At 69.2% G+C, this 13,066-nt stretch carries 9 protein-coding genes and 1 pseudogene; 5 read left to right on the forward strand and 5 right to left on the reverse strand.

The window, feature by feature from the left end; translation table 11 throughout:
• Positions 1-5 precede the first annotated feature (5 nt).
• From AQJ91_RS17395 to AQJ91_RS17410, 4 genes are all read right to left on the reverse strand, one after another.
• Positions 6-893: a carbohydrate ABC transporter permease gene (locus AQJ91_RS17395; RefSeq protein ID WP_067022030.1), complete on the reverse strand. Its 888-nt coding sequence runs from the start codon at positions 891-893 to the stop codon at positions 6-8.
• 6 nt (positions 894-899) lie between these two features.
• The gene (locus tag AQJ91_RS17400; RefSeq protein ID WP_067022032.1) at positions 900-1,889 is read right to left on the reverse strand and encodes a carbohydrate ABC transporter permease; all 990 of its coding nucleotides are present in this window, start codon (positions 1,887-1,889) and stop codon (positions 900-902) included.
• A 50-nt stretch (positions 1,890-1,939) separates the two neighbouring features.
• Entirely contained in the window at positions 1,940-3,235 is a 1,296-nt protein-coding gene (locus AQJ91_RS17405) for an extracellular solute-binding protein (protein WP_067022034.1), read from the reverse strand.
• Positions 3,236-3,305: 70 nt separating this feature from the next.
• Positions 3,306-5,852 carry a beta-glucosidase family protein gene (locus AQJ91_RS17410; RefSeq protein WP_067022036.1) on the reverse strand — a complete coding sequence of 849 codons (2,547 nt, stop codon included), beginning with the start codon at positions 5,850-5,852 and terminating at the stop codon, positions 3,306-3,308.
• Positions 5,853-6,007: 155 nt separating this feature from the next.
• On the opposite strand from AQJ91_RS17410, the gene AQJ91_RS17415 reads away from it, so the two are divergent.
• A complete protein-coding gene (locus AQJ91_RS17415) occupies positions 6,008-6,643 on the forward strand; it encodes a TetR family transcriptional regulator (protein WP_267891204.1) in 636 nt (211 codons plus the stop codon).
• A gap of 304 nt (positions 6,644-6,947) precedes the next feature.
• On the opposite strand, the pseudogene AQJ91_RS49500 reads toward AQJ91_RS17415, so the two are convergent.
• Positions 6,948-7,804: pseudogene (locus tag AQJ91_RS49500) on the reverse strand (carbohydrate kinase family protein).
• 476 nt (positions 7,805-8,280) lie between these two features.
• Between AQJ91_RS49500 and AQJ91_RS17425 the strand changes: the two are divergent.
• The 4 genes from AQJ91_RS17425 to AQJ91_RS17440 all read left to right on the forward strand — a co-directional run bounded on the left by AQJ91_RS17425 (position 8,281) and on the right by AQJ91_RS17440 (position 13,064).
• Positions 8,281-9,303 carry a LacI family DNA-binding transcriptional regulator gene (locus tag AQJ91_RS17425; RefSeq protein ID WP_079085021.1) on the forward strand — a complete coding sequence of 341 codons (1,023 nt, stop codon included), beginning with the start codon at positions 8,281-8,283 and terminating at the stop codon, positions 9,301-9,303.
• A gap of 75 nt (positions 9,304-9,378) precedes the next feature.
• The gene (locus tag AQJ91_RS17430; protein ID WP_067022040.1) at positions 9,379-11,058 is read left to right on the forward strand and encodes an ABC transporter substrate-binding protein; all 1,680 of its coding nucleotides are present in this window, start codon (positions 9,379-9,381) and stop codon (positions 11,056-11,058) included.
• A 94-nt stretch (positions 11,059-11,152) separates the two neighbouring features.
• The gene (locus AQJ91_RS17435; RefSeq protein ID WP_067022042.1) at positions 11,153-12,130 is read left to right on the forward strand and encodes an ABC transporter permease; all 978 of its coding nucleotides are present in this window, start codon (positions 11,153-11,155) and stop codon (positions 12,128-12,130) included.
• A 13-nt stretch (positions 12,131-12,143) separates the two neighbouring features.
• The gene (locus tag AQJ91_RS17440; RefSeq protein WP_067022140.1) at positions 12,144-13,064 is read left to right on the forward strand and encodes an ABC transporter permease; all 921 of its coding nucleotides are present in this window, start codon (positions 12,144-12,146) and stop codon (positions 13,062-13,064) included.
• Positions 13,065-13,066: the final 2 nt, after the last annotated feature.

Here is a 13,066-nt window from a genome sequence, read left to right on the forward strand (position 1 = left end):
TGGGGTCACTTCAGGCCGGTGGTGGCGATGCCGGCGACGAAGTGGCGTTGGAAGAGGAGGAAGAAGATGCTCACGGGGAGCAGGACGATGACGGCGCCGGCGAGGAGGATGCCGAAGCGGGTGAAGTCCTGTCCGCTGCTGGCCAGGGCGAGGCCGACGGGGAGGGTGTACTGGCTCTCGTTCTGGGCCACGACGAGGGGCCAGAGGAAGTTGTTCCAGGAGCTCAGGAAGGTGATGATCGCCAGGGTGGCGAGGGCCGGTCTGGTCAGCGGCAGGATGATCTTCCAGAAGATGGCCAGTTCGCGGCAGCCGTCGACGCGGGCGGCGTCGATCAGTTCGTCGGGCAGGGTGGAGATGAACTGCCGCATCAGGAACACGCCGAACGGGGTGGCCAGGAACGGCAGGATCAGCCCGAGCAGGGAGCCGGTCAGCTGCATGTTGGACACCAGCACGTACAGCGGTACGAAGGTGACCAGGCCGGGGACCATGAGCGTCGCGATGACGACAGTGAACACGGCGCGCTGTCCGCGGAACTCCAGTTTGGCCAGGGCGTATCCGAGCATCGAGCAGAAGAGCAGGTTTCCGGCGGTGACCGCCAGGGCCACGATCACGGAGTTGGCGAACATGGTCGTGAAGTCCAACGTGCCGAGAAGTTCTCGGTAGTTGGCGAGCGTGGGGCGGGTGGGGATCAGGTCGGGCGGGATCTTGCGGATGTCGGCCTCGGGCTTGAACGCTCCGGACAGCATCCACAGGAACGGCGTGACCATGAGCAGCAGGAGGCCGGTGAGCGGCAGGTAGAGCCAGGGCCGGCCCCACTCCTGACGGATGCGGCGGCGACGTAGGACCTTGTCCGTGGCCGATCGTGTACGGGCGGCGGAAGCGGCGGTGGTCATGGCGCATCAGTCCTTGTCGCGCAGCAGGCGGAACTGCAGCACGGTGAGAGCGATGATCAGGACGAAGACGACGTAGCCAGCCGCCGACGCGACGTCGTAGTTGCCGTTGCCGAACTGTTTGTAGGCGTACAACGTGGCCGACAGCGTGGAGTCCAGCGGTCCGCCGTCGGTCATGACGAACGGCTCGTCGAAGAACTGCAGATAGCCGATGCCGGTGGTGACCGCAGTCAGCAGCAGGGCGGGGCGCAGCAGCGGGAAGGTGACGCGCCAGAAGCGTTGCCAGGCCCCGGCGCCGTCGATTTCGGCCGCCTCCAAAAGGGACTGGGGTACGGACTGCAGACCCGCCAGCATGATGATCATGACCGTGCCGAGGTTGCGCCACACGGCCATCACGATCATGACGGGCAGGGCGAAGCGAGTGTCCGCCAGCCAGGCCGGGCCGTCGATCCCGAACCAGCCCAGGACGGTGTTCACCAGGCCCGTCCGTGGTTCGAGGAGGGTCTTCCAGACCACGGCGACGGCCACGATGCTGGTGATCACCGGCAGGTAGAAGCCGACCCGGAAGACGGCGCGGAAGCGGCGGATGCCGCGGTCGAGGGCGACCGCCGCGGCGAGACCGGCGGCCAGTGTCAGAGGGAGGGCTGCCAGGACGAACACGGCGGTGTTGCGCAGGGCGTTGAAGAACTGCGGGTCCTGGAAGAGGCGTACGTAGTTGTCGAAGCCGGTGAACGAGACGTTCAGCGGGGTGCGCAGGTCGGCGCTCTTGGTGTCGGTCAGGCTCATCAGCGTCGACCAGACGACCGGCAGCAGCATGAAGGAGAGGAACAGGGCGAGGAACGGGGCCGCGAGGATCCACGCGGCGCGGGCCTGGCGGCCCCGCGCGGTGCGCCGCAGCCGCGGCGAAGGGGTGCGGCGGCGGGCCGCCGGCTGCGGGCCTGCGGCGTCACGCTCCTTGGTGCCCTGCCCGCCGAGGGTGCTCGTGGGCATGGTTGTCATCCGTCCGTACGAGGGACACGCGCCGTACGAGGGCTGCGCGCGGCGGCGGTTCAGCGGCCGGTGCCGATGCTGGTGGCCTTGGACTGCAGGGTCTTCTGCGTCTCGGCGACAGTGGCTTTGCCGTAGGCGAGCTTCTCCAGCTCGCCGTCGATCGTGTCGGCGATCTGCTGCCAGGTCGTGATGGCCGGCGGGGCCTTGGTGACCTTCAACTGGTCTTCGAAGGCGGCCATCTTGGGGTTCTCGCCCAGCTTCCCCTCCGACCAGGACTGGACGACGGCGGGCAGGTTGCCGGTGGCGTCCGCGTACTCGGCGAGCTTCTCGGGCTCGGTGAGGAACTGGACGAACTTCCACGCCGCGTCCGCGTTCTTGGCGTCCTTGAAGACCGCCAGGTCGCTGCCGCCGGCCAGTCCGGCGGACTGCTTGCCCTTCGGCAGGGGCATGGTCTGCCACTTGCTGTCCAGCTCGGGGGCGTTCAGGTGGAGGTCGCCGCCCATGCTCGGGCCCTGCTGCGCGGTGCCGATCAGCGTGTTCTGGAAGTTCTGGCGGGCGTCGGTCTTGTCGTTCGGCGTCAGGCCGTCCTTGAAGATGCCGCTGTAGTACTCCAGCGCCTTGGTGACTTCGGGCGAGTCGAAGGTGAACTTCTCGGTCTCGGCGTCGTAGATGTCACCGCCCTGCTGCCACACCAACGGCAGCCAGAACAGCCAGGAGTTGAAGCCGGTCTGCAGCTGGGTGGCGTGGCGCAGCTTGGGATTCTGCTTGCCCGCGGTGGCTTGAATGGCCTTCAGATCATTCAGATAGCCGTCCCAGTCGTCGGCCGGGGCTCCCTTGATGCCGGCCTTCGTGGTGAGGTCGGTGCGGTAGTAGATCACCGAGGTGTCGGCGGTGAACGGGACGCCGTACGAGGTGTCCTTGTACTTCGTGGTGTCCCACTGGCCGGGGAAGAACGCGGACGACTTGAACGAGGTCGGGGTGGCCTGGAAGCCGTTCATGGAGGCCATCTCGGCCATCCATGTGGAGCCGATCAACGACAGGTCGGGGGTGTTGCCGCCGGCGATCGAGGTGGTCAGCTTCTCGTGCGCGGCGTCCCACGGCACCGCGGTGATCGTGACCGTCACGTCCGGGTTCTGCTGCTCGAACTCCTTGGCCAGCTCCTGCAGGGGCTTGTCGGCCTTGTCGCCCATGGACCACATGATCAGCTTGCCCTTGGCCTTGCCGCTGCCGATCTTCGTCGGGGCGTCAGCGTTCGCGGAGTCGTCGCTGCGGCCGCAGCCGGTGGCCAGCAGGGCGGCCGCGACGGTGGCGCAGGCTATCTGGAGTGTTCTGGTGGTGGGACGGATCGTGCTCATGGTGCGGCTCCTTGCTGTCGAGGAGGTGAGGAAGGAGGGGTGGCGGAGGGCGAAGTGGATGGCGGGTGGGTCAGGCTGCGGCGTGGAACTCGCCGTTGTGGACGGTGACTTCGGCCAGGAGGCGCAGATCGCGGCTTGAGCGTCCGACGCGCAGCCGGTAGCGGCCGGGCGGAGTGCGCCAGCCGCCCGTATCGGTGTCCCAGACCTGGAAGGCGCGGGCGGGCACGTGCAGTTCGGCGGTGGCGCGTGTGCCTGCCGCCGCCTGGACGGTGGCGAGGCCGGCGAGCAGACGTACCGGCCGGTCGATGCCGTCCTGCGGCGGCTCCAGGTATACCTGGACGACCTCACGACCGGCCCGGGGCCCGGTGTTGGTCAGTGCCACGGTCAGCTTGAGTCCGTCTCCACCCGCGGGGTCGGGCAGAATGGTGGAGACGGACGACTGTGAGACGGCCACGGACTGGTACGTCCACCGGGTCCAGCCGAGCCCGTGGCCGAAGGGGTAGGCAGGGGCGAGGCCGCCCTTGTCCCAGGCCCGGTGGCCGATGTGGACGCCCTCGCTGTAGTGCACGATGCCGTCGCGGGGCAGGGCGTCGGGGACAGGTACGTCCTCCGCCCGGGCGGGCAGCGTCCACGGCAGTCGGCCCGACGGCTCGGTCCGGCCCAGCAGTACGTCGGCCAGGGCGTGACCGGCCTCCTGGCCCGGCAGCCACGCCCACAGCAGGGCAGGTGTCTCATCGGCCCAGGGCAGTAGCACGGGGGCGCCGGCGTTGACGACCACGATCGTGCGCGGGTTGGCGGCGAGAACCTTGCGGACCAGTTCGTTCTGGTGGGCGGGCAGGTCGAGGGCGGTGCGGTCCCAACCCTCGGACTCGACTTCCTCGTTGGTGCCCACGACGACCACGGCCACGTCAGCGGCCTGCGCCGCCGCAGCGGCCTCGGCGATCTCCTCGTACGCCGTGGGTCCGGGCGGGGCGTGGCGCAGCTGGGCGGTGACAAAGCGGTCGTAGCCGCCCGGCTCGACCACCGTGAGGTCGACGACGAGGGTGATCCGGCGCGGCTGCGGGCCCACCTCCAGGTCGATGCCCCGCAGCGGCGGGTTGCTGTGGCTGGAGTCGAGGATCAGCTCCACGCCCCGGTCGTCGTCCCCGGAGAGAACCTCCTCGCCGTCCACGGTCACCGCATAGCGGCCGACGCAGCCGATCTCGAGGCGGTGCGTGCCCGGCTCGGTGAGGGTCAGCTCGGTGCGCAGCACCACGCGGTGCGTCGTCGCGTCGAAGCCGGTGTATCCGCTCCAGTCACCGCAGGGCCGAATCTCACCGCCGACTCGGTTGCCGTCCGCGTCGAGGTGGTCGGCGCGCACGCCGACGGTGCCGGTGTCGGGATCGGTGAGCAGTGCGGCGGACAGGTAGGGCGGGCGCAGGCGGGCGTCGCCGCCCCGGTGCACAGACAGGTGCACACCCTCGGGAAGTGCGGCGCGCAGCCCGTCCTCGAACGACACTGTGCGCACCGCCGGGACGAAGGCGCTGCCACCGCCCTGGAGGTACGGCGCCACGGCGTTGGGGCCGATCAGCGCGACACTGCGGACGCCGTTGTGCGTCAGCGGCAGCAGGTCTGCCTCATTGCGAAGCAGCACCATGCCGCGGGCGGCGACCTGGCGGATGAGACGGAACTCGTCCTCTCCGGGCCCCGCTGGGGCGGCGGGCGGCGCGGACTTCTGCCCGGGTTCGCCGAGCCGGCCGGTGTGCCGGGCCAGGCGCAGTAGCCGAACCACCTTGTCGTCGATGAGCTGCTCGTCCACCGCGCCCGCGCGGACAGCCTCCACCAGGGGCGCGCCCCACAGCGGATCAGGTCCGGGCATCACCAGGTCGAGGCCGCCGACCGCCGAGGCCACGGTCGAGCGGGCGGCGGCCCAGTCACTGACCACGGGCCCGGAGAAACCCCACTCCTCCTTCAGCACCCCCCGCAGCAGCCGCGCGTTCTCGGTCATCGGAGCCGACTCGGTGCCGTCGTCGACGCCGGAGTAGGCGGCCATCACGCTCCAGGGCGCGGCCTCGGCGAGGACCTGCTCGAAGGGGGCCAGGTAGACCTCCCGCAGTGTGCGCTCATCGAGCCGGGAGCGATAACGGGTGCGGTCGGTCTCGGAGTCGTTGGCCACGAAGTGCTTCAGGCAGGCGCCCACGCCCCGGTTCTGCAGACCGCGTACCAGGGCGGCGGCGAGGGTGCCGGTGAGCAGCGGGTCCTCGGAGAAGTACTCGAAGTGCCGTCCGGCGACCGGGGTGCGCTGCAGGTTCACCACCGGGCCCAGGACGACGTCCACGTCCTTGCGGCGTGCCTCGGTCGCGAACAGCGCCCCCAGTCGCTCGGCGAGGTCGGTGTCCCAGGTGGCCGCGAGTGCGCTGGGGGCGGGGGCCAGCAGCCCGGTGGCGCCGGGGTCCTCGCCGGTTCCGCGCACTCCCTGCGGGCCGTCGGACATCGTCACCGCGGACAGGCCGAGGCGGAGCTCGGCCGGGAGTCTCCACATGGTGGCACCGGTCAGCAGCCGCACCTTGGACTCAAGGTCCAGGGTCCGGATGCGGTCGATCAGCTCGGTGTCATCGGGGAGGTCAGGGCGGCTCATGCTCGTCCTTCCAGGCCGGCGGCGCGGCACGAAGCGGGCGGAACGGGAGCAGGAAAGCACACTTACTAAGTACTTAGTAAGTCCTTGTCCTCAAGTTCTTTCCAGGCTTGGATGGGCACGTGACCACTGATAGACAGCCCCGTAGACTCCGCACGATGAGCGAGAGCAGGCCGAGCGGGGAGCGGCAGCCCCGCACAGGGAAGAGCCTCAAGGCCCAGCAGCGACGGCAGGAGATCCTGCAGATCGCCATGGACACCTTCGCCGACCGCGGCTACAACAACGCCTCCCTGCAGGAGATCGCCGACCGTGCGGGAGTCACCCAGGCCGGCGTTCTGCACTACTTCCGCTCCAAGGCCCAGCTGCTCACCAGCGTCCTCGCCCTGCGCGACGACACCGACATCGAACAGCTCGGCAGTGAACGCCCCCGGGGACTGGCCTTCCTGCGCCACCTGGTCGACACCGCCCGCCGCAACGCCGAGCGGGAAGGCATCGTCCGCCTGTATGCCGTCCTGTCGGCGGAGAGCGTCACCGAAGGCCACCCCGCGCAGGACTACTTCCGCGACCGCTACGCGGGACTGCGCACCATGGTCACCGAGGCCCTCGCCGAAGCACACGAACTCGGCGAGACCCGGGCTGACCTGAACCTCGAAGACGCGGCCAACGCGATCATCGCCGTCATGGACGGCCTCCAGGTCCAGTGGCTGCTCGCCCCCCACTCGGTCGACATGGCTGCCTCCACTGACCGCGTCATCTCAGCACTCCTGGCAGACCTCACCGAACCGGGCACCTGAGGCGATGTTCTCCGCACAGGCCGTCCGGGATGGGTGGTAACCATCCGCTGGTGGTGGTCTGTGCAAACAGCCCCGCGCGGGACGGGCCACCACGGCCCGATCCCACACAGGGTTCGTCTCGCGCAGGGTTCACTCACAGGTCACCGGCGCGGCTGACGAGTGATCTGCTGGGCCGGCGGTGCGAGCCACCGTGCCCTTCGCCGTCCCGATCTCGGGGCCGACCTGTCGGCCGGGATTGCTCCGGCTGCGGCTCGTTCGTCCGTCATGCGTTGTCGGCGGTCGCGAGGTGCACCAGCTGTCGCTGCTACGGCGGGCTGAGGCCGGCGACCAAGCAGGTCAGGGCTGCGACGCGGGTGGCGAACCGGCAGGCTTCCCGCGACATCGTCGAGCCCGAGACCGACCGGGCGTCCACCGAGGAGCCCGCGGGTGCCGAGGTGGTGGAGCAGTCCGGCGGTAAAGGAGTCTCCGGCGCCGACGGTGTCGATGACGTCGACGGCCGACGCCGGGATCGTGACGCGTACGCCGCCGAGAGGGGCGAGGGCCCCGCGGCTACCGAGAGTGATGATGACGAGGCGGGCGCCAGTCGCATGCCAGGTGTCGCAGGCTTCTTCGGGGCCGGCTCCGGGGAGGAGCAGGGCGAGGTCGTCCTCGCTGAGGCAGAGGATGTCGGCGAGGGCGCATCAGCTGTCGAGCCGTTGGCGGTAGACGGCGGGCGGTACGAGCAGGGGGCGGACGTTTGGGGTCGATGGACACCCTGGTTTGCTCACGGGCCTTGGCGAGGTGGTCCTCGATGCGGCTGCCGCCGGGCTGGCGTATCAGTGCCAGGGATCCGGTGTGCAAGCAGACGGTGTCGTCCTGCGTGGTGGCGGCCAGTTCGTCGTCGGTCCACTGCCAGTCGGCGGCGCCGTCGGCGAAGAAGGAGTAGATGGCCTGGCCGTCTCATCCAGGTCGGCGATGGCGAGGGTGCTTGACTCGGGCGCTCACGCTGCCGGTCAGGTCGACGCCGGAGGCGCTGAGGCGGTGGCGGAAGAGAGTGCCGAAGACGTCGTTGGCCAGCCGCCCGAGGAAGCGGGTCGGGGTACCGAGACGGGCGAGGGCGACGGCGGTGTTCGCGGGGCCGCCACCGGGCAGGACGCGCAGGGCTAGCGCCCCGGCAGGCAACGTTCGCCCGTTGAGGAGCGGCGTCCGGCACGCTCCCCCACTGCCTCAAGGGCGTGGGAGGTGCCCCCACTCGCCGCACCGGCCAAAAGCCCAAGTACGTCCAGTACGAGGGCTTTCGTCCGGCGCGCCGAGAGCACGCACCGGACACCGCGGGCACCGCACAGGACTTTCGAAACACCCCCTAGTTCGGTGGGGGTGGCCCGGGCGGGGTCGGTGAAGGCGTCGGCGACGCACTCGCCGAGGACGGTGACGCTGCTGGGGGCCTGGGGTCGGGCCATGGTGGCTGTCTGCCTCTCTCAGGAAGAGCGCGGGTAAACGAGGGACACCGGGCCGGTGGCCTGATGCAGCCCATGCGTAGGTATTGACATGCCGCTCAAGACGGACGTAACTTCCCTGCCACAAGGAAGTAACGCGCGTTATTAAAGCGCGAAACCGGAGGTGCTGTCCCTCCTCCGTGCGGCCGAAGGGAACCGAAAGTGGCCACGAACAAGACGCGTCGCGTGACCATGAGCGACGTGGCCCGCCTCGCGGGCGTCTCGCGGACCACGGTCTCCTTCGTTCTCAATGACAAGCCCGGTGCCGCCATCCCCGACGAGACCCGTCGGCGGATCCTGGAGGCGATCGACGAGCTCGGCTACCGGCCCAACGCCGGGGCGCGGGCGCTGGCCGCGAACCGCAGCGGGTGGTTCGGACTGATCACCGAGATCGTGACCGGCCCCTTCGCGGCCGAGGTGATCACGGGCGCGCAGAGCCGCGCCTGGGGCGACCGGAGGTTCCTGCTGATCGCCGCGAGCGAGGGCGACCCCGCGCAGGAGGCAGCCGCGCTCGACCAGATGCTGGAGCACCGCGTGGAAGGGCTGCTGTACGCCACGACCTGGCACCGGGCCGTCACCCTCCCCAAGGCCGCCCGCGAGGTGCCGACGGTGCTCGTCAACTGCTACGACGCGGAAGGGGAGCTGCCGTGCATCCTGCCCGACGAGGAGTCGGGGGGACACCGGGCGACCCGCCGGCTCCTCGACGCCGGGCACACCCGCATCGGGTTCATCAACCTCGACCCGGCGATCCCGGCCGCCATCGGCAGACGCGAGGGGTACGAACGTGCCCTGCGCGAGGCCGGGATCACCCCCGAGCCCTCCCTCGTCATCCCTGGCTGGGCCACCGCCGACGGCGCCTACACCGCCGCCTGCGAACTGCTGGACCGCCCGGCCGCCGCCCGGCCGACCGCGCTGTTCTGCGGGAACGACCGGATGGCGATGGGCGCGTACGACGCGATCAAGGAACGTGGGCTGCGCATCCCGCACGACGTGGCCGTGGTGGGGTTCGACAACCAGGAACTCATCGCCGCCTATCTGCGGCCGAAGCTGACGACGCTCGCCCTGCCCTTCGAAGCCATGGGCACCAAAGGCGTCGACATGCTCGCCGCTCTCGCAGCGGGGCAGCCGCTCGACACCCACCGGGTGACGATCGACTGCCCGCTGCTCGAACGCTCGTCGGTCTGACCGCTAATCAGCCCGCCGAGTAATCCCATCCCCGCCTTCGCCCTGTGTGTTGAAGAGAGGAAAAGAGTCTCCATTATGGCACCCTCCATAGCCTCACGGCGGCTTCGGCCCGCCCTGAGAGCGGTCACCGCGACCGCCGCCGCAGCCCTGGTCCTGTCCGCCTGTACGGGTGGCTCGGGCGCCTCGGGCGCCGGTGACACCTCCGGCAACCAGCTGCTCACCATCCCGCGCGAGGACCTGGCGACGTTCACGCGCAACTTCAACCCGCTCTCCCCGCAGGCCGCCCCCATGACCAAGGAGGCCGTCTACGAGCCGCTCGTGGTGCACAGCATGGCGGACGCCAAGGACACTCCGTGGCTGGCCACCAAATGGGAGCAGGCCAAGGACGGCAAGTCCCTCACCTTCACGCTGCGCGAGGGCGTCAAGTGGTCGGACGGCAAGCCGCTCACCGCCGATGACGTCGTCTACACCTTCGAGCTCCAGAAGAAGGTGCTGGGCGGCTTCGACTACCTCGACAAGGTCACCGCGGTCGACGCCCAGACGGTGAAGTTCTCCTTCAGCAAGCCCTTCTCGCCCGCCTTCTTCGAGATCGGCAGCCACTACATCCTGCCGAAGCACATCTGGTCCAAGGTGAAGGACCCGGCGAAATTCACCAACCCGAACCCGATCGGCACCGGCCCGTACACCAAGGTCGACAAGTTCCAGAACCAGTCGTACGAGCTGCGCAAGAACCCCGACTACTGGCAGCCCGCCAAGCAGCGGATCGCCGGCATCCAGATGCTCGCCTTCTCCGGCAACGACAGCGCCAACCTCGCCTTCACCAACGGCGAGGTGGACTGGACACAGTCGTTCATCCCGGACATCGAGAAGTCCTTCGTCGCCAAGGACAAGAAGCACAACCACTACTGGTTCCCGGCCACCGGCGCCGTGATCAACTGGCAGTTGAACACCACCAAGGCGCCGTTCAACGACCCTGCCGTCCGCAAGGCGCTCAGCATGGCCGTCGACCGCGACCAGATCACCAAGGTCGCGATGAACGGCTACGCCGAACCCGCCGACTGCACGGGTCTGGCCCGCACGTACGACGAGTGGCGCGACACCTCCCTCGCCGCCTCCTGCACCTGGACGAAGCGCGACACCGACGCGGCGGCGAAAGCCCTCGACGCGGCCGGCTACAAGGAGAGCGGCGGCAAGCGGAAGCTGAAGAACGGCAAGGACTTCACGCTCGACATCTCCGTCGGCTCCGCCTCCACCGACTGGATCTCGGTCGCCAACATCATCAAGCAGGACCTGGCGAAGGTCGGCATCACCGCTACCGTGAAGACGCCCGACTGGTCGGCCGTCTCGTCGTCGTACAACACCGGCACGTTCGACACCGGCATCGTGTGGAGCAACAACGGCGCCACCCCGTACGAGTACTACCGCGGCGTGATGTCGACCAAGATGCTCCAGCCGGTCGGCAAGCAGGCCACCGAGAACTACCACCGCTTCGGAGACGAGAAGGCCGACAGGCTCATCGACGCCTTCGCCGCCGCCACCGACGAGAAGACGCAGCGCGAGCAGATGAACGGTCTGCAGGAGCTGTACAACGAGGACGCGCCTGTCGTCCCGCTGTTCACCGGCCCCGAATGGGGCGCGTACACGGACGCCCGCTTCACCGGCTGGCCCACCGAGAAGAACCCGTACGCCACCCTCGGCAACCGCAACGGCAGCACGATCCTCGTGCTCACGTCGCTGAAGCCCGTCAAGGGCTGACGCCGCCCGCGGACCGGCGGCCGCCCTCCTCCCCGGACGGCCGCCCCCGCGCACCGCCTCACCGTTCGCCCCCTACTGACAGGGAGCACGACCCGTGCGTCTCATCCTGCGCAACCTGGGGTTCTATCTGCTCGCCTTCTGGGCCTCCATCACCCTGAACTTCGTTCTCCCGCGTTTCATGCCGGGCGACCCGGTCTCCCGGATGTTCGCGCAGGCCCAGGGCTCGATGCAGCCCGACCAGATAGCCCAGTTGCGAAAACTCTTCGGCCTGGACGACCGCCCCCTCTGGGAGCAGTACGTCTCCTACGTCAAGAGCGTCTTCACCGGCGACCTCGGCATCTCCATCTCCCGCTTCCCGACCCCGGTCTCCGAGGTGATCGGTTCGCAGATCGGCTGGACCCTGCTCCTCGGCGGCGTCGCGCTCGTCATCGCCGCCGTGGCCGGCAACCTGCTCGGCATCGTCGCCGCCTGGCGGCGCGGCGGCGTCCTCGACTCCGCCTTCCCGCCCCTGCTGATCTTCGTCGGCTCGTTCCCGTACTTCTGGCTGGCGATGGGCGCGCTGTACCTGTTCGGCGTGAGCCTGGGCTGGTTCCCACTGCGGCACGCCTACGACGTCGGCCTGACTCCCGGCTTCAACGGCGAGTTCCTCGCCGATGTCGCCACCCACCTGGTGCTGCCCGCGCTGACCATCGTGCTGGTCTCCATCGGCGGCTGGATGCTCGGCATGCGCAACACCATGATCGCCACGGCGGCCGAGGACTACATCACGATGGCCGAAGCGAAGGGGCTCAGGCCCTCGCGGATCATGTTCCGCTACGCCGCCCGCAACGCGCTGCTGCCCTCCGTCACCAACTTCGGCATGGCGCTCGGCTTCGTCGTCGGCGGCGCCCTGCTCACCGAGGTCGTGTTCGCCTACCCCGGTATCGGCTACCAGCTGCTGATGGCCGTCCAAGGCCTGGACTACCCGTTGATGCAGGGCATCTTCCTGACGCTCACGGCGGCGGTGCTGTTCGCGAACTTCCTCGTCGACCTCGTCTATGTCCGCCTCGACCCGCGCGTCCGCGTCCGCTGAGGAGGTTGCCGACATGACCGCCATCGAGATCGCGACGGCCACCACGCCGACAGTACCCGCGCGCCCTGCCCGCCGGCGCGGACTGCTGCGCCAACTCATCGACAGCAAGAAGGCGTTCACGGGCCTGGTGGTGCTCGTTCTCTTCGCGCTGCTCGCCCTGCTCGCTCCCGTCCTCGCCCCAGGCGACCCGTCCCTCATCAACTCCACGGGCAGCCAGGCCCCTTCGGCCGCACACTGGCTCGGTACGACCGCCAAGGGACAGGACGTGCTCGCCCTCACCCTGTGGGGCGCGCGCAGCTCCCTCTTCGTCGGATTCACTGTGGGGCTCGCGGCGACCGGGGTCGCCATCGTCGTCGGCCTCGCGTCCGCGTACTTCGGCCGCATCCTGGACGACGCGCTGACCCTGGTCACCAACGTCTTCCTGCTGCTGCCCGGACTGCCCCTGCTCATCATCCTGGCCGCGTTCCTGCCGCCCGGGACCTCCACCGTGATCCTGGTACTCGTCGTCACCGGCTGGGCGGGCTCCGCCCGAGTGCTGCGGGCGCAGGCCAAGTCGATCCGCGGCAAAGACTTCGTGGCCGCCGCGGTCGTCACCGGGGAACGCCCGCTGCGGATCATGTTCCGCGAGATCCTGCCCAACATGGCGTCCGTGGTGATGACCACGCTGCTCGGCTGCGTGATCTTCGGCATCGGCGCCCAGGCCGGCCTGGAGTTCCTCGGCCTCGGCGACAGCAGCGTCGTCAGCTGGGGCACCAACCTGTACTGGGCCGGCAACGACGGCGCGCTGATGACCGGCACCTGGTGGGCCTTCGTCCCCTCCGGACTCTGCATCGCGCTCGTCGCCTTCGCGCTCGCCCTGGTCAACTACGCGGTCGACGAGATCACCAACCCGAGGTTGCGCAACCGCCGTACCCGCCGTGAGAGGAGGGGCTGAGC

Origin of the sequence: Streptomyces dysideae, assembly GCF_001514305.1 — a bacterium.
Classification (GTDB): Bacteria; Actinomycetota; Actinomycetes; order Streptomycetales; family Streptomycetaceae; genus Streptomyces; species Streptomyces dysideae.

Coding starts and splice junctions, on each gene's coding strand:
- AQJ91_RS17395 (WP_067022030.1), bottom strand. CDS start 893: ATGACCACCGCCGCTTCCGCCGCCCGTACACGATCGGCCACGGACAAG.
- AQJ91_RS17400 (WP_067022032.1), bottom strand. CDS start 1,889: ATGACAACCATGCCCACGAGCACCCTCGGCGGGCAGGGCACCAAGGAG.
- AQJ91_RS17405 (WP_067022034.1), bottom strand. CDS start 3,235: ATGAGCACGATCCGTCCCACCACCAGAACACTCCAGATAGCCTGCGCC.
- AQJ91_RS17410 (WP_067022036.1), bottom strand. CDS start 5,852: ATGAGCCGCCCTGACCTCCCCGATGACACCGAGCTGATCGACCGCATC.
- AQJ91_RS17415 (WP_267891204.1), top strand. CDS start 6,008: ATGAGCGAGAGCAGGCCGAGCGGGGAGCGGCAGCCCCGCACAGGGAAG.
- AQJ91_RS17430 (WP_067022040.1), top strand. CDS start 9,379: ATGGCACCCTCCATAGCCTCACGGCGGCTTCGGCCCGCCCTGAGAGCG.
- AQJ91_RS17440 (WP_067022140.1), top strand. CDS start 12,144: ATGACCGCCATCGAGATCGCGACGGCCACCACGCCGACAGTACCCGCG.